This window comes from Bradyrhizobium sp. 153 (genome assembly GCF_023073835.1).
Classification (GTDB): domain Bacteria; phylum Pseudomonadota; class Alphaproteobacteria; order Rhizobiales; family Xanthobacteraceae; genus Bradyrhizobium.
Genome location: NZ_JADPKH010000057.1, coordinates 1 through 24,951 on the forward strand (window position 1 = coordinate 1; position 24,951 = coordinate 24,951).

The 24,951-nt window shown below is 64.0% G+C and carries 21 protein-coding genes and 1 pseudogene; 8 read left to right on the forward strand and 14 right to left on the reverse strand.

Annotated features, from left to right (window positions below):
* Positions 1-250: 250 nt before the first annotated feature.
* On the reverse strand, positions 251-1,102 hold the full coding sequence (locus IVA91_RS14655) for a caspase family protein (protein ID WP_247279738.1): 852 nt from the start codon (positions 1,100-1,102) through the stop codon (positions 251-253).
* Between the two features lie 418 nt (positions 1,103-1,520).
* Here IVA91_RS14655 and IVA91_RS14660 point away from each other — a divergent pair, with 418 nt between their 5' ends.
* The 3 genes from IVA91_RS14660 to IVA91_RS14670 all read left to right on the forward strand — a co-directional run bounded on the left by IVA91_RS14660 (position 1,521) and on the right by IVA91_RS14670 (position 5,549).
* Positions 1,521-3,251 carry a hypothetical protein gene (locus tag IVA91_RS14660; protein ID WP_247279739.1) on the forward strand — a complete coding sequence of 577 codons (1,731 nt, stop codon included), beginning with the start codon at positions 1,521-1,523 and terminating at the stop codon, positions 3,249-3,251.
* 272 nt (positions 3,252-3,523) lie between these two features.
* Positions 3,524-4,255, forward strand: coding sequence for a thermonuclease family protein (locus tag IVA91_RS14665; RefSeq protein ID WP_247279740.1), 732 nt, complete (start codon positions 3,524-3,526; stop codon positions 4,253-4,255).
* A gap of 106 nt (positions 4,256-4,361) precedes the next feature.
* Positions 4,362-5,549 carry an aminotransferase class V-fold PLP-dependent enzyme gene (locus tag IVA91_RS14670; protein ID WP_247279741.1) on the forward strand — a complete coding sequence of 396 codons (1,188 nt, stop codon included), beginning with the start codon at positions 4,362-4,364 and terminating at the stop codon, positions 5,547-5,549.
* Positions 5,550-5,717: 168 nt separating this feature from the next.
* Here the strand turns inward: IVA91_RS14670 and IVA91_RS14675 are convergent, their stop codons facing one another.
* Entirely contained in the window at positions 5,718-6,824 is a 1,107-nt protein-coding gene (locus IVA91_RS14675; protein ID WP_247416799.1) for a hypothetical protein, read from the reverse strand.
* A complete protein-coding gene (locus IVA91_RS14680; RefSeq protein ID WP_247279743.1) occupies positions 6,824-8,260 on the reverse strand; it encodes an MBOAT family O-acyltransferase in 1,437 nt (478 codons plus the stop codon). Before IVA91_RS14680 ends, IVA91_RS14675 begins: the two co-directional genes overlap by 1 nt.
* Before the next feature lie 265 nt (positions 8,261-8,525).
* On the opposite strand from IVA91_RS14680, the gene IVA91_RS14685 reads away from it, so the two are divergent.
* Positions 8,526-10,625: a S9 family peptidase gene (locus IVA91_RS14685; RefSeq protein WP_247279744.1), complete on the forward strand. Its 2,100-nt coding sequence runs from the start codon at positions 8,526-8,528 to the stop codon at positions 10,623-10,625.
* A gap of 251 nt (positions 10,626-10,876) precedes the next feature.
* Here the strand turns inward: IVA91_RS14685 and IVA91_RS14690 are convergent, their stop codons facing one another.
* From IVA91_RS14690 to IVA91_RS14710, 5 genes are all read right to left on the reverse strand, one after another.
* A complete protein-coding gene (locus tag IVA91_RS14690) occupies positions 10,877-11,596 on the reverse strand; it encodes a ribonuclease activity regulator RraA (RefSeq protein ID WP_247279745.1) in 720 nt (239 codons plus the stop codon).
* 100 nt (positions 11,597-11,696) lie between these two features.
* The gene (gene araD / locus IVA91_RS14695; protein ID WP_247279746.1) at positions 11,697-13,439 is read right to left on the reverse strand and encodes an L-arabinonate dehydratase; all 1,743 of its coding nucleotides are present in this window, start codon (positions 13,437-13,439) and stop codon (positions 11,697-11,699) included.
* The gene (locus IVA91_RS14700) at positions 13,436-14,299 is read right to left on the reverse strand and encodes an ABC transporter permease (protein ID WP_247279747.1); all 864 of its coding nucleotides are present in this window, start codon (positions 14,297-14,299) and stop codon (positions 13,436-13,438) included. The genes araD and IVA91_RS14700 overlap by 4 nt, the downstream gene beginning before the upstream one ends.
* A gap of 11 nt (positions 14,300-14,310) precedes the next feature.
* The gene (locus tag IVA91_RS14705) at positions 14,311-15,072 is read right to left on the reverse strand and encodes an ABC transporter ATP-binding protein (protein ID WP_247279748.1); all 762 of its coding nucleotides are present in this window, start codon (positions 15,070-15,072) and stop codon (positions 14,311-14,313) included.
* Positions 15,072-16,091 (reverse strand): ABC transporter substrate-binding protein, encoded by a 1,020-nt coding sequence (locus IVA91_RS14710; RefSeq protein WP_247279749.1) that lies wholly within the window; start codon positions 16,089-16,091, stop codon positions 15,072-15,074. The genes IVA91_RS14705 and IVA91_RS14710 overlap by 1 nt, the downstream gene beginning before the upstream one ends.
* A gap of 100 nt (positions 16,092-16,191) precedes the next feature.
* Here IVA91_RS14710 and IVA91_RS14715 point away from each other — a divergent pair, with 100 nt between their 5' ends.
* From IVA91_RS14715 to IVA91_RS14725, 3 genes are all read left to right on the forward strand, one after another.
* On the forward strand, positions 16,192-16,908 hold the full coding sequence (locus IVA91_RS14715) for a GntR family transcriptional regulator (protein WP_247279750.1): 717 nt from the start codon (positions 16,192-16,194) through the stop codon (positions 16,906-16,908).
* Positions 16,909-17,089: 181 nt separating this feature from the next.
* Positions 17,090-17,518, forward strand: coding sequence for a response regulator (locus IVA91_RS14720; protein WP_247279751.1), 429 nt, complete (start codon positions 17,090-17,092; stop codon positions 17,516-17,518).
* Positions 17,496-21,092 carry a PAS domain S-box protein gene (locus IVA91_RS14725; protein WP_247279752.1) on the forward strand — a complete coding sequence of 1,199 codons (3,597 nt, stop codon included), beginning with the start codon at positions 17,496-17,498 and terminating at the stop codon, positions 21,090-21,092. Before IVA91_RS14720 ends, IVA91_RS14725 begins: the two co-directional genes overlap by 23 nt.
* Before the next feature lie 159 nt (positions 21,093-21,251).
* On the opposite strand, the gene IVA91_RS14730 is transcribed toward IVA91_RS14725, so the two are convergent.
* Positions 21,252-21,887: a response regulator gene (locus IVA91_RS14730; protein WP_091897867.1), complete on the reverse strand. Its 636-nt coding sequence runs from the start codon at positions 21,885-21,887 to the stop codon at positions 21,252-21,254.
* Positions 21,888-22,036: 149 nt separating this feature from the next.
* Here IVA91_RS14730 and IVA91_RS14735 point away from each other — a divergent pair, with 149 nt between their 5' ends.
* Entirely contained in the window at positions 22,037-22,324 is a 288-nt protein-coding gene (locus tag IVA91_RS14735; RefSeq protein ID WP_247279753.1) for a hypothetical protein, read from the forward strand.
* A 179-nt stretch (positions 22,325-22,503) separates the two neighbouring features.
* Here the strand turns inward: IVA91_RS14735 and IVA91_RS14740 are convergent, their stop codons facing one another.
* The 5 genes and pseudogenes from IVA91_RS14740 to IVA91_RS14760 all read right to left on the reverse strand — a co-directional run.
* On the reverse strand, positions 22,504-23,007 hold the full coding sequence (locus IVA91_RS14740) for a response regulator (protein ID WP_247279754.1): 504 nt from the start codon (positions 23,005-23,007) through the stop codon (positions 22,504-22,506).
* 140 nt (positions 23,008-23,147) lie between these two features.
* Positions 23,148-23,465 carry a hypothetical protein gene (locus tag IVA91_RS14745; protein ID WP_011083221.1) on the reverse strand — a complete coding sequence of 106 codons (318 nt, stop codon included), beginning with the start codon at positions 23,463-23,465 and terminating at the stop codon, positions 23,148-23,150.
* Between the two features lie 2 nt (positions 23,466-23,467).
* Complete coding sequence (locus IVA91_RS14750; protein ID WP_247279755.1) at positions 23,468-24,346, reverse strand: protein-glutamate O-methyltransferase CheR; 879 nt, start codon at positions 24,344-24,346, stop codon at positions 23,468-23,470.
* A 61-nt stretch (positions 24,347-24,407) separates the two neighbouring features.
* The gene (locus tag IVA91_RS14755) at positions 24,408-24,794 is read right to left on the reverse strand and encodes a response regulator (RefSeq protein WP_027577509.1); all 387 of its coding nucleotides are present in this window, start codon (positions 24,792-24,794) and stop codon (positions 24,408-24,410) included.
* A gap of 32 nt (positions 24,795-24,826) precedes the next feature.
* Positions 24,827-24,951, reverse strand: a pseudogene (locus tag IVA91_RS14760) (chemotaxis protein CheW); the annotation flags it as partial.

The following is a 24,951-nucleotide window of genomic DNA, read 5'->3' on the forward strand; positions in this document are numbered from 1 at the left end:
ATCGGCCGCTCCTTCCAACTCAGGAGCCACCTTCAGAATCGATTTCTGCCCAATTCGCAATGCCTTACAGAGAACGCTCACATGCGATTCCCCTGCCCTAGAGGGGGAGGTCGCTTCGCATGCAGCGTAGCGAAATGCGAAGCGGGGTGGGGTGATCTCTCGGCACGGGCACTGTTCGTGGGGAGAGATCACCCCACCCGCTCGCGCTGCGCGCGATCGACCCTCCCCCTCCAGGGGAGGGTAAGAAAAACTAGCCGCCGGCTTCGCCGAAACGAACGTCCTCGAGCAATGACGACGAGATGCTCGGGACCTGGTCGCCTTCGCTGGCGCGGGAGATGGCGACGCGGGTCTTGTTGAAGACGCTTTCGGCGCTGCTACCTTGCGCATTGAGGTTGTTGAGAAGCTCGCTGACGAGCACGCTGTGCTCGCCCTTGCCGTCGTCGACGACCTTGCCGGGCGAGGCCGAGGAGAGGATCAAGGCGTTGTCGGCCGCGCTGATCGGCGCGAGGCCGTGGCTGTAGGAACGGAAGCGGCGCTCGTAAGGGTTACGGCGAGAGGCGTCGACGACGACGAGCTTGGCCTTGGCGCCCTGCTCCTTCATCATCTCGAGCACGCCGTCGATGGAGACGCCATGGCGACGGACGTCGCTTTCCTTCCAGATCACGGCATCGATCGGCAGCATGTAGCTCTCGCGGCCGGCCTGCACGCCGTAGCCGCCGAAGAACAGCATGACGACGCTGTCGCGATTGATCCGGGACTTCAGGCGGTTGACGGCGCGGACCATGTCGTCCTTGGTTGCGTCTTCCACCATGTCGACGTCAAAGCCGTTCTTGCGCAGGGACGACGAGAGCGCGCGGGCGTCGTTGATCGACTGCGTCAGCGGCGCGTTGGCGTCAGGATAATGTCCATTGCCGATGACCAGCGCCAGATGCGTGGCCTGGCCGATCGAGCCCGTGATCTGGTCGGTCGAGACGGCTTTGGCGGCATCGATCGCCCGCATGTTGAGAGCAGCATGGGCGCCGATCACGAGCGACACCGTGCCGATGAGGGCGGCGGCGACGGCAATCGTGCGTCTGGAGAGGTCGAGCTGCCTTACATTCATCTCGGTTCGTTCCTGTGCCAAAGACCAGCCAAGCGCGCGCACACTGTTTGAGTAGCGCGATAGCGTCTTTAGGTTTGAGGGATCGGCCGGGGATGTGCCCCCGAATTGCGCGCAATTTGCGGCGCCGCACCAAACAAACCTTTAACCGCATATAGGCTCCCGGGCAATAGATTGCTCAAAATTCGAGCTAAGTCGCTGAAGATGTTAGTAATCCTCCGACCTGGATTTATCCATTTTTTGCTCCCCGTAGCCTTCCGGGGCGGCATCAGGCAGCCTTCGTCCCGGCTTTTTCTGTGACTCCCATCACATTTGTATTTCCTGCGAATCCGGGTAGCTTTTTCAACGACTTGCAGGGGGTGGCGCGCGGCTGGGAGCGTGCCGGCCGGCCCCCGGCCCATGCCCCGCGACCAGGTATTTCATGAGCTTTCAATATTTTGCCGGCGCCGCCTGCCGGGCGCTGACGGCGCGGAAGGACGGCCCCTCGCTTTACGAGGTGTGCGATCCCGTGCTGGCGGCTCAGGCCAGCGGCGATCCGCATCTGGCCAAATTCTACAAGACTGCGCTCGGCAATCCCGCGCTACGGATGCTGCTGCGACGGGCCGGACTGCCCGAGCTGCGCGACGAAGCGAGGCTGACGGCGCTGCGCCAAGCGCTCGCCCATGCCCGCGACGAGGCCGAGCCCGACTGGGCGGCCGTCGGCCAGCCCGTGGCCGATCTCGTCGACAGCATCGCGCTCGACCATCCCAGGCCGCCGCCGGCCATGTTCGTCGGCAAGGCGCCGCAACAATCGCAGATCGACGGCGTGATCCGCGACTGCGCACAGCACCTGCTCGGCTCGTACCGCAAGAACGGTTTCCTGCCGACCTACGCCGCCTTCAACCTGATCGGTGATCCCGATTGTCGCGGACGCGAGCTGATCATGGCGCTCACGGGCCTCAACGCGCGCGGCTACAAGAACTCCTCGCTGCTGTTCAACCTCGCCCGCGTCTTCATCGCGCGTTCGCCGGCGCGCGCCGTGGTCCATCCGCCCTGGCGAGGGGTTGCCGAGCCGATGTGGGAGCCGGTGCAGATCCGCCACCGCTCGGCCTATTACGATGCGTTCTTCATCGAGGCGCTGCTGAGCTATGTCGAGACCGGACTGGCCTCACCCGCCGACAAGGTCGCGGCAGAGCGCGCGATCGCCAATATGGTGGATTTCTGCATCAATATCAGCCGCGAGGAGGTCGAGGGCATCGACGGCGCGCGGTTCAATGTCATCACGGCGCTCGCGCCGGCACCGCATCCGCGCTTCTCCCGCTTCTTCGCCCAGATCAAGCAGGATCTCGGCTTCGGAATCTACGTGCCGGATTGCGACACCACGGCCTGCTCGATCTCGGCAGCGACGCAGGCCGGCTGCACCGATCCGATCATCGACCAGCCGCTCTTGGATTTCTACGCCGGCTACCAGGTCCGCGCCGGCGTCAACGCGCCGCGCGTGACGGTGCCGCTGAACGACCATATCGACTACGAGGGTGGCGTTGCGACCTGGATCGACAATCTCGCGGGCGAGCGTCCTTACGGCAACGATCTCGATCCGACGCTCAATCTCGACGTTCTCGAGGTCAGCTTCCGCAACCTGGCGCGCTGGAAGATTCTTGAGACGCCATCGCGGCTCGCCACCGTGCATCGCATCATCGGTTTTCAGAAGCGATTGGCGGCCAGCGGCGCTTTCGCCAATCCGCGCTCGCACGTTTATTATCTGCCGGAGCTCTACAGTGCCTATTTCGGCCGTTGTTACGCAGCGTTCCTGGCGCTGCCACTGGCGGCGCAGGCCGCGATCGATCCTCACGGCGATTTCGATTTCATCCGCCACCGCGTGCTGTCCTACGTCAAAGGCGAGTTGATGGCCGCCGAGATGAACGCGTTCGACGCCGCACTGGCGCTGATCGCGCTCGGCCATCTCGGCGCCGACCCGCGCGCCTTCGCGCCGGCGCTGAACGTGATCGTCGCGGGCCTCGGCGAAGGCGGACGCCGTGGCCCGTTCCGTGCCTATGAATGGAACAAGATGAAGACACCGACGCGAATTCTGGTCGGCGGGCCGGAGGTGACGTCGGCCTTCGTGCTGATGGGGCTGGCGGTGGCCCGGCGAGCGATGGTGGGGCGGGGGTGAGCTGGTCTCGTGCCCCGGACGCAGCGCAGCGCTTCTTCAGCGGTGCGCTGCAGAGCCGGGGCCCATGTCACCAAGAATTATGTCCGTGATTTTCTGGGTCCCGGCTCTGCGCAGCAGCGTTTCACGCTGCAGCGCGTCCGGGACACGAGAGTGGTGAGCCGCCACAATGACGGGAAGTTGAAAGCCCATCTGTTAGGCAGGCGCTGGCCGAGTGGCCCAAAGCTGACCACAATCGCGGGGTCTATCGAGATTTTCATCACACGCGGACCGGCATGTTGCGAAAAGTCCTGATTGCGCTGTTCTTGCTCGGCTTATCCTTGCCCTCGCTGGCGCAGGCCGCCGACATCACCGGCATGGCAAAAGTGCGCGCCGGCGATACGGTGGTGATCGGCAACACGCGGGTGCGGCTCGGCGGCATCGACGCCCCCGCGCTCGACCAGCTCTGCCTCAACACCAAGACCGAGCGCTGGACCTGCGGCGTCGCCGCACGTGACGAGCTCGCCAAACATACCGAGGGCAAGAGCTGGGTGTGCCACACCCGCGCCATCGACCGGCGCGGCCGCACCGTGGCGCGCTGCGAGGTCGGCGGCGAGGACATCCAGAAATGGCTGGTGCGCAGCGGCTGGGCGCTGGCCTACACCCGCATGTCCCATGATTACGACGCGGACGAAGCCGCTGCACGGGAGGCCAAGGCCGGGATGTGGCAGGGCGCCTTCATCGCGCCCTGGGACTGGCGCGTCCGCAACAAGAAGACGGCCATCCTGGGCGCCACCAAGCCGCCCGACGGCGCCCATGCGGTGCTGCTCGCCTCGGCCTCGGGACCGGTCGCGCCTTCGCCTGATTGCACCATCAAGGGCAACGTCAACAGCGCCGGCGAATGCATCTACCACCAGCCGAGCAGCCGCTGGTACACCCAGATCAGGATGAAGATCAGCAAGGGCACCCGCTGGTTCTGCTCGGTGGAAGAGGCGGAAGCCGCGGGCTGCCGCGAGACCAGGAGATAAGCGCTACAGCCCTGCGTTTAACGTGCTTTTCTATGGGCGCGCCGCCGCGTAAAAGTGTGATTCAGCGACCCACCAGCTTGTCCTCCAAAAACAAGGACCAACAGCAATGACCGTTCGCGCGGGCCGGGAATTTCTGGCCATCCCCGGGCCCACCACGATGCCCGACGAGGTGCTGCAGGCGATGCACCGTCCGGCGATCGACATCTACTCCAAACAGATGACCGACCTGACCGAGGGCCTGCTCAGTGACATCTCGAAGCTGTTTTCGACCGAGGGCAAGTCCTACATCTACATCGCCAACGGCCACGGCGCCTGGGAAGCGGCGCTCAGCAACGTGCTGTCGCGCGGCGACAAGGTGCTGGTGCTGGAGAGCGGGCGTTTTGCGATCGGCTGGGGCAATGCGGCGGCGCTGATGGGCGCCGAGGTCGAGGTGCTCAAGGGCGACTGGCGCCGCGCGGTGCGGCCGCACGAGGTCGAGGAGCGCCTGCGCCGCGACAAGGAGCACACCATCAAGGCGGTCGTCGTCGTCCAGGTCGACACGGCCTCTGGCGTGCAGAACGACATCGAGGCGATCGGCAAGGCGATCAAGGCCAGCGGGCATCCCGCGCTGTACATGGTCGACACTGTCGCCTCGCTCGGCTGCATGCCGTTCGAGATGGACAAATGGGGCATCGACGTCGCCATGTCCGGCTCGCAGAAGGGTCTGATGACGCCGCCGGGCCTTGGCTTCGTCGCCGCTAATTCGCGTGCGCGCGAGGTGCACAAAACAGCCAACATGGCGACGCCCTATTGGAGCTGGAGCGAGCGCGAGGGCACCGAGCACTATCGCAAATATGCCGGCACCGCGCCGGTGCATCTGCTGTTCGCGCTGCGCCAGGCGATCGATCTCCTGCACGAGGAAGGACTGGAGAACGCGTTCCGCCGCCACAGCCTGCTCGGCGAAGCCGCGCGCCGCGCGGTCAACGTATGGTCGGAAGGCCAGGTGCTCGGCTTCAACGTGGCGGAAGCCAGCGAGCGCTCCAACACCGTGACCACGGTGACCATGAGCAACGGCCATGATCCGGCCGTGCTGCAACGCTATTGCAAGGAGAAGTGCGGCGTCGTGCTCGGCACCGGCATCGGCGATCTCTCGGGGCAAGCCTTCCGCATCGCCCATATGGGCCATGTGAATGCGCCGATGCTGCTCGGCACGTTGGGTGTGATCGAGATCGGGCTCAATGCGCTGAAGATCCCGCACGGCAAGGGCGGGCTGGAAGCGGCCGTCGCGTATCTCGGCGAGGAAGTGGCGGTGTAGGCGCGCTTTGTCCTTCTCCCCTTGTGGGAGAAGGTGCCGCGCGTAGCGCCGGATGAGGGGTTGTCTCCGCGAGCAGTACCGGCAGACGGACTCGAGGGTAAAAACCCCTTACCCGTCTCGCCGCGACGCGGCGTGAGCCATCCTCGCCCACAAGGGGAGAGGGGAAGATCAGCGCTCGACGCGATACGCCTCGACCTGCGCTTTCAGCTCATCCAGCGATGCAGTCGGCTTGCTGGGATCAACCACGTACTCCCCACTCGCCAGCCACTTCAGCACCTTCGCATCAATCACCGGCGAATGGTGGATGACGTCGCTGTAATTGCGGAGATCGTGCGTCACCTCCTTGATCGCGCGGAAATCGTGCAGGCGCACGTTGGGAAGCTGCGTCAGGACTTGCGCATTGCGTGCGGTGAGATCGGTGACGATCTTCAGCGTCTCGGGGGATGCATCGCGCATCGCGACGAATTGCAGGATCGAATAGGGCGGGAAGTAGATGTCGAAGGTCACGTCCGGATGGCGCGTGATCAGGCCGACCGCATCGCACTCGAAATGCCGCACCATGGCATCGTAACCATAGCCTTCACCGAGGAAACGGCTGCGCGCGGGAGCGGTGATGTAGGCGAAGGCGGCAAGCGTCCGCTGCGCATTGTAGCCGCTCGCGACGTCAAAATCCCGCGGCAGCGCGTAGATGTCATCGACGTCGGACAGCGCAAACCTAAGGGGGAGATAGGGCGCCGCCCGGGTCAGCGGCTCTCGCAATGGCGGGACCGATCGCAGCAATGCGAACCCGGATTCCTTCACCATCGCAGCGCTGAAAAGATAAGACCCGATCCCCCTGGCCGTCCTGCGATAGAGATCGACGGACAGATAGGGATCGGCCTCGATGTCGGCGGCATCGATAAAGATGAAGTCGTCCATCGCCCAGATCACCCGCTTTGCGCCGCGCTCGATGGCCTGTTCCAGCACAAAAGCCTGCTGGCGCGAATTGGAGCCGGTCATCGCCAGCTTGAGCGAACGGACGCCGAGCGCACGATCGATCTCGCTCTGGCGGAAATGGATCGCGAGTGAGGTGCCCATGAAGGCGGTGTCGAACGACTGGCTGCGGATCAGCCCGGCATTCTGCACGCGCGTGTCCTCGGAATAGAAGGCTGCGACGAGGTACGAAGGGCGGAACAGTTGCAGGGGATCGACGACGTAGTTGAGTGCCGCCGCGCCCAGAACGCACGCAATGCTCGCGAGCAGAAGACGCCTTAGGTGTGTGAACGGCGTGCGCATCAGAACCGGAAATAGATGAATTCGCTGTGGCTCTGGATACCCAGAATGCCGAACGCGAGCACCAGCGATGCCCCATAGAGCACCAGCGGCCGCATCCGCCCTGCCCGCAAGTGCTCGCCGACCCTGCGGCTGGCGTGATCGTATCCCATGATGCCTTGCGTGTTCGGCGCCAGCCACACCAGTGCGGCGTAAATCGTGACCTGCACCAGCGCTGCGATCTCCTCGCGGCCGAAGACGATGTTCGAGAGATCAGCCATCGCGTGGAGCACCCGCAACGCCCAGGCAACGCTCTCGGCGCGGAAGAACACCCAGGCGACGACGACGGCGAGGAAGGTCAGCACTGCGCCAGCGATGCGGACCGGCCTCGCAAGAAGCGATGGAACGTCCGGCACCAGCGCGTTGAAGGCATGATTGATGCAGAGATAGGCGCCGTGCAGCGCACCCCACACCACGAACGTCCAGGCCGCGCCGTGCCAGAGCCCACCGAGCAGCATCGTGAGCATCAGATTGACGTAGCGCAGCATACGGCCCCTGCGATTGCCGCCAAGCGGGATGTAGAGATAGTCGCGCAAGAACTGCGACAGCGTCATGTGCCAGCGCCGCCAGAACTCGACGATGCTGACGGCCTTGTAGGGCGAGTTGAAGTTCACCGGCAGGAAGATGCCGAACATCAGCGAAATCCCGATCGCCATGTCGGAATAGCCGGAGAAGTCGAAATAAAGCTGGAGCGTGTAGGCGAGCGCACCACACCAGGCCTGGTCAAAGCTCGGCGAGCGCGTCTCGAAGGCGAGCGCAACCAGTGGCTGGATGCCGTCGGCAAGACACGTCTTCTTGAACAGGCCGATGGCGAAGATGATGACCCCGCACAGGATCAGATGCGCATCCGGAAGCTTGCTCTCCTTCCGTTCGAATTGCGGGATCATGTCCTTGTGATGGAGAATCGGTCCTGCGATCAGATGCGGGAAATAGGTCACGAACAGCGCGTAGTGCGGCAGCGCATAGGCCGCGACCTGCCCGCGATAAGCGTCCACCAGGAACGCAATCTGGGTGAACGTGTAGAAGGAGATGCCGACCGGCAGCAGGATGTGGACCGCGAAATGCGTGCCGACCAGAGCATTGATGTTCTCGGTGACGAAGCCGGCATATTTGAAGATGCCGAGCACGAGGAGATCGCCGATGACACCAAGAGCGAGCGCCGCCTTTCGGTGCGGCGACGTGAGCTTCGCCACGATGAGGAGATGGCCGACGCCATAGTTGAAGGCGATCGAGATCAGCAACAGGGCCAGGAATTGCCAGCTGCCGATGGCGTAAAAAGCGAGCGAGGCCGCCGCCAGCCAGATCACCGGCGCCAGATTGCTGCGCCGCCCGAGCCAGAAGTAGCCAGCCAACACGGGCGGCAGGAACAGCAGGATGAACGGATAGGAATTGAACAGCATCAGGCTGCACCGGCGGCGGGGATATGGGCCGTAAAGCATACCAGGGCGAGGTCAACAACCCGGTGAGCTGGCACGGTCCTTGCCGCTAGCTGCGCTAGCAATTCGCGGTCCCGTCGCCATATGATGCGCGACCTGCCGCCGCCCATGGCCGTCATTGCCGGGCTTGACCCGGCAATCCATCACTCCGAACTTCGTTCTTGATGGATGCGTGGGTCAAGCCCGCGCATGACGATCTGGGTTCCGACGAGACATGAACGAGGATCGAGTGACACAGGCCAAAACACCTTCCCAGCCGCCCGTCGCCCCGCGCCGGCCGCATTCCTTCACGCGGCACGGCATCACCGTGACCGACGACTATGCCTGGCTGAAGGACGAGAAGTGGCAGGAGGTTTTGCGCGATCCCAGCGTGCTCGATCCCGACATCCGCAAATATCTGGATGAGGAGAACGTCTACACCGAGAGCCTGCTTGGCCACACCGCCACTCTCCAGAAGACGCTGGTGCGCGAGATGCGGGGGCGGATCAAGGAGGACGATTCCAGCGTGCCCTCGCCCGACGGTCCCTTCGCCTATTTCCGCCGGTTTCGCGAGGGCGGGCAGCACGAGCTGTTCGGCCGCATGCCGCGCGACGGCGGCGAAGGTCAGATCGTGCTCGACGGCGACGCACTCGCCAAGGACCACAAATACTTCAAATTCGGCGGCAGCCGGCACTCGCACGACCACAAGCTCCAGGCCTGGAGCGCCGACACCAAGGGCTCCGAATATTTTTCGATCCGCGTGCGTGATTGGGCTACGGCTAAGGACCTTGACGATATCGTCGAGGAGACCGACGGCGGCATCGTCTGGAGCAAAGATTGCAAGAGCTTCTTCTATGTGAAGCTCGACGACAATCATCGGCCGATGCAGGTGTGGCGGCACAGGCTCGGCACCAAGCAGGCCGACGACACACTCGTCTATGAGGAGCAGGATGCCGGCTGGTTCACCCACCTGCACGAGAGCACCAGCGGCCGCTTCTGCGTGATCGCCGGCGGCGACCACGAGACCTCCGAGCAACGGCTGATCGACCTCGCAAATCCCGAGGCGCCGCCGCGCCTGGTCGCAGCGCGCGAAGAGAGCGTGCAATATTCGCTGGCCGATCGCGGCGACGAGCTCTTCATTCTCACCAATGCCGACGACGCCATCGACTTCAAGATCGTCACGGCGCCGCTCGGCGCGCCCGAGCGCAAGACCTGGCGCGACCTGATCCCGTATCGTCCCGGCATCTACATCATCGACCTCGATCTCTATGCCGGACATCTGGTACGGCTCGAGCGCGCCAATGCGCTGCCGGCGATCGTGATCCGCGATCTCGCCTCGAACGAGGAGCACGCCATCGCCTTCGACGAAGCCGCCTATTCGCTGGACACGATGGGCTCCTACGAATTCGAGACGACAAATCTGCGTTTCGCCTATTCGTCGATGACGACGCCGTCGGAGGTCTATGATTACGACATGGTCAAGCGCACCCGCACCTTGCGCAAGCGTCAGGAGATTCCGTCCGGCCATGATGCCGCCGACTACGTCACTACGCGCATCATGGCGAAGGCGCATGACGGCGCCGAGGTGCCGGTGTCGATCCTGCATCGTCGTGGGTTCACGCTGGACGGCTCGGCGCCGCTGCTGCTCTATGGTTACGGCTCCTACGGCATGGCGATGCCGGCCTCTTTCAGCGCCAACCGGCTGTCGCTGGTCGACCGCGGCTTCGTCTATGCCATCGCCCATATCCGCGGCGGCGCCGACAAGGGCTGGGGCTGGTATCTCGACGGCAAGCGCGAGAAGAAGACGAATTCGTTCGACGATTTTGCCGCCAGCGCCCGGGCGCTGATTGATGCGAAATACACCAGCGCCAAACGCATTATCGGCCATGGTGGCTCGGCTGGCGGCATGCTGATGGGCGCGGTTGCCAATCGCGCCGGCGAACTGTTCGCCGGCATCGTTGCCGAAGTGCCGTTCGTCGACGTGCTCAACACCATGCTCGACGACACGCTGCCGCTGACGCCGCCGGAATGGCCGGAATGGGGCAACCCGATCGAAAGCGAGAAGGATTTTCGCACCATCCTGTCCTACTCGCCTTATGACAATATCGCGGCGAAGGACTATCCGGCGATCCTGGCGATGGGCGGATTGACCGATCCGCGCGTCACTTATTGGGAGCCTGCGAAATGGATCGCGCGCCTGCGCGCGACCATGACCGGCGGCGGCCCGGTGTTGCTGCGTACCAACATGGGGGCCGGCCATGGCGGCGCCTCGGGCCGCTTCGACCGGCTCGATGAAGTCGCGATCGTCTACGCATTCGCACTGTGGGCGGCGGGGATGGCGGAAGCGTGATCTTCTGCCTCTCCCCCTTTCCGGCAACCATATGGCGTTTAGCGCGACCTGAGCGCGCGCCTCGTCCTTCGAGGCGCCCGCTTCGCGGTCTCCTCAGGATGAGGCTAGGCAGCGTTGGTACTCGTTGAACTGCCGCCGCACACTCGCTTCCTCATCCTGAGGGCCCGCCAACGGCGGGCGTCTCGAAGGATGGCCACAGACGAAATCGCTCCTATGTGCCATTGCCAGCGCAACGGGAACAAGCGAAGAAATTAGCGCCCGTTCTTCGTCCGCCACTCCGCGAAATCAGTCAGCGTCTGCGGGTCGGTCGCGGGGTAAAGACCAAAAATACTGCGGCCTTTGCCGACTTCCTCAGTGACGAAGTCCTCGAATGCCGTCATCTCAAACGTCTCGTTGGCGATCTCGTCGGCGAGATGCGCGGGGATGACGATGACACCGTCGGAATCGCCGAGAATGACGTCGCCGGGGAACACCGGCGCATCGCCGCAGCCGATCGGCACGTTGATCTCGATTGCCTGATGCAGTGTCAGATTGGTCGGCGCCGAGGGGCGGTGATGAAACGCGGGGAAGCCGAGTTTCGCGATCTCGGCGGAATCGCGAAAGCCGCCATCGGTGACGACACCGGCGACGCCGCGCTTCATCAAGCGAGTCACCAGGATCGCTCCTGCCGAAGCCGCGCGCGCGTCCTTGCGGCTGTCCATCACCAGCACCGCCCCGGGCGGACAATCCTCGACCGCCTTGCGTTGCGGATGGGAGCGGTCCTTGAAGACGTCGATGGTGTTGAGATCCTCGCGCGCCGGCATGTAGCGCAGCGTGAAGGCCTCGCCAACCATGGTCGGCTGGTCGGGACTGAGGGGATGCACATCCTGGATCATCTGGATGCGCAGGCCGCGTTTGAACAGCGCGGTGGCGACCGTGGCGGTGGAGACGGATTTGAGCTTATTGCGGGTGGCTTCGGAAAGTTTGGTCATGGCGTGCTTTCTCTCGTTCGTCATTCCGGGGCGCGAAGCGAGCCCGGAATCTCGAGGTTCCGGGTTCGATGCTTCGCATCGCCCTGGAACGACGGTGAAACTAGAAAATCGAAGGCTCGCCGACCGGCGCGCCGAAATCTGTCTCGAGGAAGTCGAAGTCGCAGCCGTCATTGGCCTGCTTGATGTGTTTTGTGAACATCCAGCCATAGCCGCGCTCGAAGCGGGGCTCGGGCTGTTTCCAGGCGGCGCGGCGCTTTTCCAGCTCGGCTTCGGAGACATCGAGATTGATGGTGCGCGCGGCAACGTCGAGCGTGATGCGATCGCCGTTCCGGACCAGCGCCAGCGGGCCGCCGATATAGGACTCAGGCGAAACGTGCAGGATGCAGGCGCCATAGCTGGTGCCGCTCATGCGTGCATCCGAGATGCGCACCATGTCGCGCACGCCCTGCTTCACGAGTTTTGTCGGGATCGGCAGCATGCCCCATTCCGGCATGCCCGGTCCGCCCTGCGGCCCGGCATTGCGCAAGATCAGGATGTGATCCTCGGTGACGTCGAGATTGGGATCGTCGACCGCCTTCTTCATCGCGGGATAATCGTCAAACACCAGCGCAGGTCCGGTGTGCTTGAGGAAGCGCGGCGCGCAGGCGGAGGGCTTGATGACGCAGCCGTCGGGCGCGAGATTGCCCTTGAGCACGGCGAGCGCGCCTTCCTTGTAGATGGGATTGTCGACCGAGCGGATCACATCGGCATTGTGGACCTCGGCGCCCTCGATGTTCTCGCCCAGCGTCTTGCCGGTGACCGTAACGCAGTCGAGATGCAGATGCGGCTTGATCTGGCCCATCAGCGCCGGCAGGCCGCCGGCATAGAAGAAATCCTCCATCAGGTACGTATCGCCGCTCGGCCGCACGTTAGCGATCACAGGTACCTTGCGGCTCGCGATCTCGAAATCGTCAAGGCTGATGTCTTGGCCGGCGCGGCGGGCCTGAGCGATCAGATGGATGATGGCATTGGTCGAGCACCCCATCGCCATCGCGACCGCAAGCGCGTTCTCGAACGCCTGGCGTGTCTGGATCGTCTTCGGCGTCAGATCCTCCCACACCATCTCGACGATGCGGCGGCCGCATTCGGAGGCCATGCGGATGTGGTTGGCATCGGCGGCCGGAATCGAGGACGCGCCGGGCAGCGTCATGCCGATCGCTTCCGCGATCGCCGTCATGGTCGAGGCCGTGCCCATGGTCATGCATGTGCCGTAGCTGCGGGCAATGCCGGCCTCGATGTCGAGCCAGTCCTTGTCGGAGATTTTTCCGGCGCGGCGCTCGTCCCAATATTTCCAGCCGTCTGAGCCCGAGCCGAGCGTCTTGCCCTTCCAATTTCCGCGCAGCATGGGACCGGCCGGCAGATAGATCGCCGGGATGTTCATCGAGGTTGCCCCTAGCAGCAGCGCCGGCGTCGTCTTGTCGCAGCCGCCCATCAGCACCACGCCGTCGACGGGATGGCTGCGCAGCAATTCCTCGGCGTCCATCGCCAGCAGATTGCGGTAGAGCATGGTGGTGGGCTTGAGCAGCGATTCCGACAGCGACAGTGCCGGCAGCTCCAGCGGCAGGCCGCCGGCCATCAGGATGCCGCGCTTGACGTCGTCGACGCGCGACTTGAAGTGCATGTGGCAGGGCTGCGCATCCGACCAGGTATTGAGGATCGCGATGATCGGCCGGTCCTTCCACTCTTCCGGCGCGTAGCCCATCTGCATGGTGCGAGAGCGGTGGCCGAACGAGCGGAGATCGTCGGGCGCGAACCAGCGCGCGCTGCGGAGCTGGTCGGGCGTTTTCTTGTTGTTCTTGGTCATGATTGGGTGCCCCATTTCTGGACGGTGTTCCGCTCGATGGCGCGGAAGATCAGGTTCTCGACAAAGAGCCCGATGATGATCACGGTCAAGAGGCCTGCGAAGACGGCAGGAATGTCGAGCAGATTGCGGTTCTCGAAGATGAACCAGCCGAGGCCGCCCTGGCCCGAGGACACGCCGAACACCAGCTCGGCCGCGATCAGCGTGCGCCAGGCAAACGCCCAGCCGATCTTGAGGCCGGTGAGGATCGAGCCGAAGGCCGCGGGTATGAGGATCTTGGCGACGTAAGGCAGACCGCGCAGGCCGTAATTGCGGCCGACCATGCGCAGCGTGTTGGACACGCTCTTGAAGCCGGAATGGGTGTTGAGCGCGACCGGCCACAGCACCGAATGGATCAGCACGAAGACGAGACTGCCGTTGCCGAGGCCGAACCAGATCAGCGCCAGTGGCAGCAGCGCGATTGCCGGCAACGGGTTGAACATCGCCGTCACGGTCTCGAGGAAGTCGGTGCCGATGCGGGTGGAGATGGCGAGCACGGTGAAGATCGCCGCCAGCACGATGCCGGCCGAGTAGCCCATGAACAGCACCTTCAGCGAGGTCCAGGCCCGCATCGGAATGGTGCCGTCCTTGACGCGCTCGAACAGCGTGACGAAGGCGTCGTGCAACGTCGGAAACAGCAGGGGATTGTCGAGGGTGACGCCGTAGGCCTCCCAGACCGCCGCGAGGAACAGGATAATAACGGTCTTGCGGACGAAACCGTCGTTCCACAGCAGCTCAGGCACGCTGAGCTTGCGCTCGACGTCGCCGGCGCCGGTAGATGCGGCAGCCGAAGCGTCGCGCAGCAGGATTCTCGCTTCACCCATCAGAGACTCCCTCAATGCGCCACGGCTTCGGAGGCGAACAGGAGATCGTGGATCTCCTTCTCGAGCCGGCCGGCGCTGCCGTCGCCATTGGAGACCTTGTCGACATCGACCACCTCGGCCTTGACGCGGCCGGGATGCGGCGACAGCAAGAGGATGCGGTTACCGATGCGGATCGCCTCCGCGATCGAGTGGGTCACGAACAGCACGGTGAACTTGGTTTCGCTCCAGAGCTGGAGCAGCTCGTCTTGGCAGGTCCGGCGCGTCAGCGCGTCGAGCGCGGCGAACGGCTCGTCCATCAGCAGGATGTCCGGCTCCATCGCCATGCCGCGCGCGATCGCGACGCGCTGTTTCATGCCGCCGGAGAGCGTGTGCGGATAGGCATCGACAACGCGGGTGAGGCCGACCTTTTCGATATAGGCTTGCGCTTTCGCCTCGGCGTCCTTGCGCGACAGCTTTCTCGCAGTGAGCAGCGGGAACATCACATTGGCGAGCACGGTCTTCCAGGGCAGGAGCTGGTCGAACTCCTGGAAGATCATCATGCGGTCGGCGCCGGGACCAACGATCTCGCGGCCGTTGATGGTCATGCGGCCTTCGCCCGGAATCATGTAGCCGCCGACGGCCTTGAGCAGGGTCGACTTGCCGCAGCCGGAGGGACCGAGCAACACGAAGCGATCGGACCGATCGACGGTGAAGCTCACTTTTTCCGTGGCGGTGACGACGGCACTGGAGGTCTTGTAGCGCAGCGTCACGCCGCTGACGTCGAGCAGTGCCATCAGTTGCCCTTCAGATCGTGGGCGACGGGAAGATAGTAATCCGTCCAGGCCTTGGGCTGATTCTTCAGCGTTCCGGTCTTGTAGAGATGGGCGGCGAATTTCATCGTGCCCTGCGGCTCGAGATTCCACTCCATCATGCCGGGCTCCTTCAGGAGATCGAGCAGCTCTTCCACCGATGTCTTGTCGCCGGTGATCTCCTTGTAGATCTCGACCGCCTGCTTGGTATCGCTGCGGATCAGATCCTGCGCTTCCTTGGTGGCGTCGCGCACGGCCTGGATGATTTTTGGATTGGCGTCGGCAAACTTCGTCGTGGTGAAGAATTGGGCCTGGCTGAGCGGGCCGCCCATCACGTCGGGCGACGACAGCACCACATGCGTACCCGGCACGTTCTTCAGCTCCAGGAAGGTGAAGGGCGGGATCGAGAAGTGGTTGTGCACCTCATGCTTGGGGTTGGACAGCGCCGCATAGGCGTCGGGGTGACCGAGCTGCACGGTGCTGGCATCCAACTTCGACCATTGGTCGGCACCAAAAGCCTCGGCGGCCGCGATCTGAAGCACGATCGCCTGGGTCGAAACCTTCACGGTCGGCACCGCGATCTTGTCGCCCGGGCCGAAATCCTTGATCGACTTAATGTTGGCGTCGCGGCTGATCAGCGTCATCGGCTGCGCGGAGGTGGCGACGATGCCCTTCACGCCGCTGCGGGTGCGATCCCACAGCAGCAGCAGATTGCCGGTGCCGGTGTTGAGGATGTCGACGCCGCCGGCGAGCAGCGCGTCGGTCTGCGCCCCGCCGCCGGAGAAGGTGATCCATTTGGTGGTGACACCGGATACGCCGAGGGAAGCCGCGTGCTTCTCGATCAGCTTCAGCTTCTCCATGATGTGGCTCGGCATGTAGAAGATGCCGGGCTGACGCGACAGCGCGATTTCGGACTTCTGCTGAGCCTTGGCCGGCGAGCCCGCCAGGGTGATCGCGGCGATCAGGGCGATGGCTGCAAACCCACTCTGCAATTGCTTCATCATTGTTGTTCGTTTCCTCCGGCCGCCATTGACGTGCGATGCCATTGCCATTGATGCACTAATGCATTAGTGCATCAATGGCAAGCCCGCCGGAGCCGTCGCCATGGAATCAACCCATCCCGCACCCCGTGCCGCCGCCCGCTCCGGCGCGCGGCTCGACCGGGCCCGGCAGGCCGCGCCGCAGGTGTTCGAGCGGCTGCGCAACGCGATTCTCGCGCTCGAGCTGCCGCCAGGCGCGCCGCTGTCGCGCACCGATCTCGCAGCGCAATTCGGCGTCAGCTCGACGCCGATCCGCGACGCCCTAATGCGGCTGGAGGAAGAAGGGCTCGTCGACGTGTTTCCGCAGCACGCGACCGTGGTCAGCCGGGTCGATGTCGGTCGCGCCGAGCAGGCGCATTTCCTGCGCCAGGCGCTGGAGCTCGAAATCGTCCGTCTGCTCGCGGAAAGGCATGACGCGGCTCTCGTCATCCGCCTCGACCACGCGATCGCGCTGCAGCAGCAATTCGCCAAGGCCGGCGACTTCGAGAGCTTCATTGCCGGCGACAATGATTTTCACGCGCAGCTCTATGCGGCCGCCGGCAAGCAGGAGCTCTGGACGCTGGTGCGCAGCCGCAGCGGACATATCGATCGACTGCGACGGCTGCATTTGCCCTCGCCTGGCAAGGCCCAGAACATCGTCCGTCACCACAGACTGATCACGCGCGCGATCGAGGCTGGAGACGCCGAGGCCGCGCAACAGCATTTGCGCATGCATCTGTCGGGCACGCTGAGCGAGCTGGACAAGATTCGAAGCCGCTATCCCGAGTATCTGACCGACTAGGAGTCCCGGGCCCCTTATGCACGAGAGCATGCATATAGTTGGCGGGATCGGTTGGCCTCGAACGGAATGGTGTCGCTCGCGAAGCGCTTGCAGGCTGGGCAGAATCCGCGCAACAATTTCGTGTTTGATGATTTGATTTGGGCCGCTGGGAATGTTCCATCCGGTCCGGAGGATTTCAGACGTGGCCAACATCCTGATCGTGGATGACGACGCGGCCGTGCAGATCACGATCCGGCTGCTCCTGGAGAGGGCCGGTCATCACGTCACCGTCGCCGGCGATGGCCGCAAGGGACTAGCGCTGTTCGAGGCTAGCCGGTTCGACCTGTTGTTTCTCGACATTTTCATGCCCGGCATGGACGGGCTGGAAACGATGCGCCACATCCGGGTGCTGGCACCGGCCATCCCGATCATCGTCATTTCCGGCCGTTCGGCCGCGCCGGACGCCTATGCGGAGCCGGATTTCCTGAAGATGGCAACCAAGCTCGGCGCAGAGGCAAGCCTGCAAAAGCCGTTCCGACCAGGCGCGCTGCTCGCGGCGGTCGATGGTTGCCTAGGCACGGCACAGGCGGCATCGCTGGGGAATCCGGATGTCAGCACCGGCCAGCGATGACAAGGAGCTTCATTCCGTTACAGGCCGGAACAGGCGCGGCCATTCGGGAAGCGGTGTGAATATCCCCATGACGCTCGCAACGCGGCTTGCCATCGCGATGATCCTGCTGGTGGCGGTGACCGTGGCCGCAGTCGGATGGTTGGGCTATCGCAACACCACCCAAGCCGTCATTCCGCGGGTGCTGGAACGCGTCGAAGCCCAGTCACGGCTGCTGGCAACCAATCTCGAATCCTACGTTGCCGGCGCGCGCGGCGACCTGCTCGGCTACCGCTCGGCCGCAGCCATCAACGGCCTGATCCGCGCTCGCATTGGTGGAGGCATCGACCCATCCGACGGAGTTTCGGAACAAACCTGGCGCGAGCGCATCGCCGCGCGGCTCGCCGCCGAGATCGACGCCAAGCCCAGCTACGGCCAGTTTCGCATCATCGGTCTGGACGACGACCAGCGCGAGCTGGTCCGCGTCGATCGCTCCGGCCCGAATGGAAAGGCGCGGATCGTCCCCAGCGACGAATTGGAGCGCAAGGGCGAACGAACCTACTTCCAGGAGACGATTCGACTGGCGGCGGGTGAAATCTATGTTTCCCCGATCAATCTCGCCACGCGCCAGGGGGGAACCACCGCCTCCCACGTTCCGACGTTGCGCGTCGCCACACCCCTGTTCACGTCGGACGGCAGGCCGTTCGGCATCATCATTGCCAATATCGACATGCGTCCGGCCCTCGAGCGCGTCCGAGCGACGGCTGCCTCAGGAGGAGAGATCTACGTCGTGAATTCGCGCGGCGACTATCTCGTCCATCCCGATCGCACGCGGGAATTCGGCGCATTGCATGATCGTCCCAACGACTGGCGCAAGGATTTTCCATATTTTGCAGCCTTGGCCGGGACGCTGGAAGGATCCACGCGGCTCATGACCGACGGATCGGGCCGCCCGAGCGGGGCTGCCATCGCGCCGGCGCTGCTCGTGGGCAAGGAATGGGTTGCGATCATCGAGACGATTCCCCCGCCGGTGTTCGGCCTCGTGCCGGCAGCCATTCAAAGAACGTCCTTGCTCGTCGGCGGGCTTGCCGTGCTCGCTGCAGCTTTACTCGCGGTGCTCCTGGCGCGCTCGCTGACGCGCCCGATCGGGCGCCTGACCGCGGCCGTGGAAGCCATCGGCGACGGGCGTCCCGCGGACATACCGGTCGATGCCAGCGGCGAGACCGGCGTGCTGGCACGGGCCTTTGCCCAGATGGTTGAGGAGACCCGGGCGAAAACGGCCGCGCTCCAACGCGAGATCGAGGAGCATCGCCGCACCGAGGCAGCCCGAAGCCATCATGCGGCGCGCGAGCGCTTGTTCAGCGCCGCAGTGGAATCATCCGACGATGCGATCGTGATGCAGACGCTCGATGCGATCATCACGGGCTGGAATCCGGCTGCCGAACGCCTCTACGGCTATTCGGCGGACGAGGCGATCGGGAAATCCACCGCGATCATCGTACCTGCCGATCGCCGCGAGCAGGGCAAGCTCTATTTGCAGCGGATCGCCCGGGGCGAACCAATAGAACGGTTCGAGACGGTGCGCTTGCGCAAGGACGGCACTCCGGTCGAGATCTCGCTCAGCCTCTCGCCGATCAGGGGACCGTCGGGCGAGATCGTCGGTGCCTCCGGATCTGCGCGCAGCCTCACCGAGGCGCGGCGGGCCGAACGGGCGCTGCAGCAGCAGCTCGAGGAGCGGCGGCAGATCTTCGAGACGTCGCAGGACCTGATCATGGTGATGGACGCGCACGGCCACATCGCGCAGATCAGCCCGAGCAGCGAGGCCATTCTCGGCTACCCGCCGGAGGAGATGATCGGCCGCAACGGCGCCGACTTCGTTCATCCCGACCATCTGGAGCAGTCTCGCCAGAACATGCGCGTGATGCGGCGCGGTGAGCGGCCGAAGCTCGCTGATACGCGCTGCTTCCACAAGAACGGACACGAGGTCTGGCTGTCCTGGCTCGGCAACTGGTCCGAGCAGGCGCAGCGCTTCTTCTTCGTCGGACGCGACATGACGGAGGCGCGGCTCGCGCAGGAATCGCTGCGCGAGAGCGAACGTCTCGCCCGCAACATCGTCGAGACCTCGCTCGATGCGTTCGTGCAGACCGACGAGACCGGCAGCATCCTGAACTGGAATTCGCAAGCCGAACGGCTGTTCGGCTGGCGCCGCGACGAGGTGCTCGGCAAGAACACGATCGATCTGATCGTCGCCGAAAGCGAACGCGAAAGGGTCTGGACCGGCCTGAAGCACTTCCTGGAAAACGAGGGCGACAGGACGTTGAATCGGCGCCGCGAGCTAATGTGCCGCCGCCGCGACGGCAAGGAGTTCAGGGCCGAGCTCAGCGTCACCGCGCTGAAGCGCCGCGAGGGCCTGCTGTTCAACGTCTTCTACCGCGACCTCACCGACAAGATCGCCGCCGAGGAGCGCATCCGTCATGCCGAGAAGATGGAGGCCGTAGGCCAGCTTACCGGCGGCGTGGCGCACGACTTCAACAACATCCTCACCGTCATCACCGGAACCATCGAGATCCTGGCGGAGGCGGTCGAGAAGGAGCCGCAACTCGCGGCCATCACCAAGATGATCGACGAGGCGGCCGCGCGCGGCGCCGATCTGACCCAGCACCTGCTCGCCTTCGCGCGCAAGCAGCCGCTCCAGCCGCGCGAGGTCGACATCAACTCGCTGATCGTGGACACCGCGAAACTGCTGCGCCCGACGCTGGGCGAGCAGATCCAGATCGAATCGGCATTCGAGGACGAGAGCTGCGTCGCGATCGTCGATCCCAACCAACTCACCACTGCCATCCTCAACCTCGCGCTCAATGCCCGCGATGCCATGCCAGGCGGCGGCAAGCTGATCCTGGAGACGGGCGCCGCCTATCTCGACGAGGTCTATGCCAGCGCCAACGACGTACCGCCGGGGCACTACGCGCTGATTGCCGTGAGCGACACCGGCACCGGAATCCCTGCGAACTTGCTGCCCAGGGTGTTCGATCCCTTCTTCACCTCGAAGGGCCCGGGCAAGGGCACCGGACTCGGACTCTCAATGGTTTACGGCTTCATCAAGCAGTCCGCTGGGCACATCAAGATCTACAGCGAGGAAGGCCACGGCACCACGATCAAGATGTACCTGCCGCCGGGCAAGACACCGACGGCGGTCGGCGAGGGTGTGACGGCGGCGCCAATCGAGGGCGGGCACGAGACCATCCTTGTGGTCGAGGACGACCGGCTGGTCCGTGACTACGTATTGGCTCAGCTGCATTCGCTGGGATACGTCACCTTGCAGGCCGCGAACGCGGCCGAGGCGCTCGCGATCGTCGCCGCAGGCAAGCCGTTCGACCTCCTGTTCACCGACGTCATCATGCCCGGCAAGATGAACGGACGTCAGCTCGCCGACGAGCTCCAGAAGACCCGCCCCGATCTCAGGGTAGTCTACACGTCCGGCTATACCGAGAATGCGATCATCCATCATGGCCGGCTGGATGCGGGCGTGCTGCTGCTGGCCAAGCCTTATCGCAAGTCCGATCTGGCGCGGATCATCCGAAAGGCATTGAGCGAGTGAGGCATGTTCGCGTGTCCCGGACAAGTGCGCAACGTAGAACGCTGCGCCGCACAGTCGGAACCCAGAACTTCTTGCGATCAGTTGAAAAGATGGACACCGGCTCGGCAGCGCATCACTGCGTGACGCGCTGGGTCCGGGGCACGAAAGAGAGATCTCGTCCTACGACGCGCGCTGGGCTGCGGTCATCACGATGCGGATCAGGTCGGCGGCATTGCGCGCGCCGAGTTTCTTCATGATGTTGGCGCGGTGGTCCTCGATGGTACGCGGGCTGATGCCGAGCGTACGGCCGGCTTCCTTGTTGGATGCACCGGAGGCGAACTGCTCGAGCACCTCGCGCTCCCTGCGCGTCAACGGCTCGCGTCCGGGGAAATGCAGCGAACCGAATTTCGGCGACGCGTTCTCCGCCTGCCGTCGTGCATAGGCGCCGATCGCCTCGTCGAGTCGGCCGACAATCTCGCTGCCGCGGAATGGCTTCTCGATGAAGTCGAGCGCACCGCTCTTGATCGCGCCCACCGCCATCGCGATGTCGCCCTGCCCGGAGATCATGAAGATCGGCGCCGGATAGTCCTCGCCGTGCAATTCCTTGAGAATGTCGAGGCCCGACTTTCCGGGAATATGCACGTCGAGCAGGATCGCAGCCGGTGTGCGGTTTCGCGCGACGGAGAGCAGCGCTGCGCCGTCCGCAAAACAGATCACCTCATAGCCCGCCGCCTTCAACACCATCGACAAGGTGTCGCGAACGGCAGGGTCGTCGTCGACCACGAAGATTTCACCGCGAGAGCTTTGTTCGGCCATGTGCCACATCCGGTTGGCATGAAGGACTCGCGTCCGCGCCAACCGTTATGGCGTTCGGCGCGGATTCGGCCCACCCGTATTTGTACGGGACACGGACTTAACGCACAAGTAGCGGCATGGCGCCTAATTGCAGGGGACGGAGAATATCCATGCTAAATTTGGCCGATACGCCGCCGTTGGTCGCAACGCCCGAAGTCGAGAGCCGTGAGCTGATTGCGGCTGACCTTCGCTTGCTGATCGCGCAGATCGAGACCAGCATGCGCCGGATCGCCGCAGCCATGGATCAAGAACACGGCGATGATCCGGAAAGTTCCGCGGACGTCTTCATCCTCGACGACGTCACGCCCCCATACGCCACCGCGAGCGCCGCCCTCGGCGCCTGCCGGGCGGGGCTTCGCCACGCCCTGCAATGCCTATCGGAATCCAGCGACGCGTAGCATCGCGATCAGCGCGGCGGCGCAGCAGCCGCATCCGATCGCATGGCAGCTCCGCAGCTAAAGCGCGACGAGATCAGGATCAATCGTCATCGCGCTTTAGGCTGTTGTTTGAGCATGATCTTTTCGGAAAACCGCTTCGCACTTTGCGCTAACGCGGCCCTTCGGGTCCGGATCATGCTTCAGGCGCGGTGCCGTTCCACGATCGCCTCGGTGGCGACACCACCCCAAGTGTGGATTGCGGGCAAGCCCATCGCGGTCTTGCTGAGATTAGCCAGGCTGATGCGCAGGGCCGCGAGATCCAGCGGCTTCGGCAGGCTCTGGAGCTCGATCCCGACGGAACGGGCGAAGCTGCGGGCGGCACTGCGGCGCTTGCCGTCCATACCGCTGATCACGATCACAGCGCCGGCGAATTTCGCCTCTTTCATCTCGCGCAGCACGTCGATTCCGTCGCCATCTTCCAGCACGAGATCGAGCGTCACGCAGTCGAAGCGCGCGGCGCGGAGCTTCTTGATCGCTTCCGCCACCGACGGCGCCACGGTGACTTCGTGGCCGGCCTGCTTGGCGGCGACCGTGATCAGGCTGCGCTGCGTGGCGTCGTCATCGACCACCAGGAGCTGAAGCGCACGCCGCTCGGCGACGTCGGGCAGGTTTGACGGGATCGGAGAGAGAGAGCTTCTGGGCATTGCCGTATCCTGAGATTGAGACCAGCAATGGCTACACGGCTCGCGCTTAGACGACGTAAAGCTGCTTCGGCAAATTGGTTCGGATGTTTCAGCAAATGTAAAGCAACGTGGCGGAAAGCGCGGCGGCAGCCACGCCCTGATCAGGCCGCGGCGTCATGGCCGCCGGCCGCGCCGCGCTTCTTCCGGTTCTTGCCACGCAGGAACTGGATGTCCATCTCGGCGCCGTTGACGCGCACCAGCTCGCAGCGGCGGTAGGCGAGGCCAGTTGACGACAGCAGCAGGAAGAACTCTTTCAAGTTCAGCCCCTGGATCGAGCCTTCCACCGTGAGGATGGCGTCGGTATCGGAGATCGCGTTGAGCTTGCAGTCGCGCCGCCAGGTACCGTCGATCGCCATGATGCAGACGTCATAGCCACGGCTGAACGTCACGCGCTCCGCACCTTTTCCATCCTCGGCCATGCTTAGCGTCCTGCCATCACCGCGAGGCGGGGGGCCGCGCCGGCCAGAGCCGGCTTGGCTGCCGCCGTGCGCGGATCGTTCGGCTTGTAGAGGCCGCGCCGTTCCGCAATCGGCCTGAACGTGTCGGTCAGTCCGACCACGGTCTCGGCTGCACCCAGCACCAGGAAGCCATCGGGCTCGATCTGGCGCGCCAGACGGTTGAAGATGTTGATCTTGGTGTCCTGGTCGAAATAGATCAGCACGTTGCGGCAGAAGATTACGTCGAAGGTGCCGAGCTGGGCAAAATCGTGCAGCAAGTTGAGCTGCCGATGCTGGATCATCGCCCGCAATTCGGGATTGATCTGCCAGGTCTCGCCGGTCTGCTTGAAATATTTGACCAGCATCTGGATCGGCAGGCCACGCTGCACCTCGAACTGGCTGTAGACCCCGGCCTTGGCCTTTTCCAGCACCTCCTGCGACAGATCCGTCGCGATGATCTCGATGCGCCAGCCGGCGAGGGCCGCGCCCATCTCCTTGAGGCACATCGCCAGCGAATAGGGCTCCTGCCCGGTCGAGCCGGCGGCGCACCAGATGCGCACGCTGCGGCGGCCGGCGCGCGCCTTGATGACCTCGGGCATGATCGTGTCGCGGAAATGATCGAACGGCACCTTGTCGCGAAAGAAGAAGGTCTCGTTGGTGGTCATGGCTTGGACCACGTCGGTGATCAGCGGGCGCGAGCCGGCTTGCAGCTTCTGCACAAGCTCGGCGATGCCGGAGAACCCGGCCTTGCGGGCGAGCGGCAGCAGGCGGCTTTCGATCAGATATTGCTTGTCTGCGGATAGGTCGAGACCGGAATTATCCTTTAGGAACTTGCGCAGATACTCATACTCGGTCGGCGTCACTGATGGCCTCTTCGAAACTGTACACGGGACACTCTGGCCAAAACACGCGGGCCAGACATACTCAGACCATGGCTTGCCCGACCGGGATCAAACCAACTTCAGCGAATTTATCGGCGATAATGTCCTTGTCGAAGGGCTTCATGATGTACTCGTTGGCGCCGCCGCTGAGCGCCTGGGCGATATGAGCCACGTTGTTCTCGGTGGTGCAGAACACCACCTTGGGCTGGTCGCCGCCGGGCAGGCGACGCATGTGGCCCATGAACTCGAAGCCGTCCATCACAGGCATGTTCCAGTCGAGCAGCACCGCATCGGGCAGCTTGCGCTGGCAGATTTCGAGCGCCTTCGACCCGTCCTCGGCCTCGGTGACCTCGAACTCGAGACCTTCCAGGATCCGGCGCGCGATCTTGCGCACGACACTGGAATCATCGACCACCAAACACGTCTTCATTTCGGTTCTCCGGCTTCGATGTTTCGGTTGGCTCACGCAGCCATTTGCACTTTGGTTTCGAGCTCGAGGACGCGATCGACGTCGAGGACGACCATGAGCTGGCCGTCGAGGCGGTGGACGCCGCCGGCGAGCTTGGCCATGCGGGGGTCGAGGTTGA

What these genes read in the sequence shown, in the direction of transcription:
- IVA91_RS14655 (WP_247279738.1), bottom strand. Translation starts at nt 1,102, where the DNA reads ATGAATGTAAGGCAGCTCGACCTCTCCAGACGCACGATTGCCGTCGCC.
- IVA91_RS14660 (WP_247279739.1), top strand. Translation starts at nt 1,521, where the DNA reads ATGAGCTTTCAATATTTTGCCGGCGCCGCCTGCCGGGCGCTGACGGCG.
- IVA91_RS14665 (WP_247279740.1), top strand. Translation starts at nt 3,524, where the DNA reads ATGTTGCGAAAAGTCCTGATTGCGCTGTTCTTGCTCGGCTTATCCTTG.
- IVA91_RS14670 (WP_247279741.1), top strand. Translation starts at nt 4,362, where the DNA reads ATGACCGTTCGCGCGGGCCGGGAATTTCTGGCCATCCCCGGGCCCACC.
- IVA91_RS14675 (WP_247416799.1), bottom strand. Translation starts at nt 6,824, where the DNA reads ATGCGCACGCCGTTCACACACCTAAGGCGTCTTCTGCTCGCGAGCATT.
- IVA91_RS14680 (WP_247279743.1), bottom strand. Translation starts at nt 8,260, where the DNA reads ATGCTGTTCAATTCCTATCCGTTCATCCTGCTGTTCCTGCCGCCCGTG.
- IVA91_RS14690 (WP_247279745.1), bottom strand. Translation starts at nt 11,596, where the DNA reads ATGACCAAACTTTCCGAAGCCACCCGCAATAAGCTCAAATCCGTCTCC.
- araD (WP_247279746.1), bottom strand. Translation starts at nt 13,439, where the DNA reads ATGACCAAGAACAACAAGAAAACGCCCGACCAGCTCCGCAGCGCGCGC.
- IVA91_RS14700 (WP_247279747.1), bottom strand. Translation starts at nt 14,299, where the DNA reads ATGGGTGAAGCGAGAATCCTGCTGCGCGACGCTTCGGCTGCCGCATCT.
- IVA91_RS14705 (WP_247279748.1), bottom strand. Translation starts at nt 15,072, where the DNA reads ATGGCACTGCTCGACGTCAGCGGCGTGACGCTGCGCTACAAGACCTCC.
- IVA91_RS14710 (WP_247279749.1), bottom strand. Translation starts at nt 16,091, where the DNA reads ATGATGAAGCAATTGCAGAGTGGGTTTGCAGCCATCGCCCTGATCGCC.
- IVA91_RS14715 (WP_247279750.1), top strand. Translation starts at nt 16,192, where the DNA reads ATGGAATCAACCCATCCCGCACCCCGTGCCGCCGCCCGCTCCGGCGCG.
- IVA91_RS14725 (WP_247279752.1), top strand. Translation starts at nt 17,496, where the DNA reads ATGTCAGCACCGGCCAGCGATGACAAGGAGCTTCATTCCGTTACAGGC.
- IVA91_RS14730 (WP_091897867.1), bottom strand. Translation starts at nt 21,887, where the DNA reads ATGGCCGAACAAAGCTCTCGCGGTGAAATCTTCGTGGTCGACGACGAC.
- IVA91_RS14735 (WP_247279753.1), top strand. Translation starts at nt 22,037, where the DNA reads ATGCTAAATTTGGCCGATACGCCGCCGTTGGTCGCAACGCCCGAAGTC.
- IVA91_RS14740 (WP_247279754.1), bottom strand. Translation starts at nt 23,007, where the DNA reads ATGCCCAGAAGCTCTCTCTCTCCGATCCCGTCAAACCTGCCCGACGTC.
- IVA91_RS14745 (WP_011083221.1), bottom strand. Translation starts at nt 23,465, where the DNA reads ATGGCCGAGGATGGAAAAGGTGCGGAGCGCGTGACGTTCAGCCGTGGC.
- IVA91_RS14755 (WP_027577509.1), bottom strand. Translation starts at nt 24,794, where the DNA reads ATGAAGACGTGTTTGGTGGTCGATGATTCCAGTGTCGTGCGCAAGATC.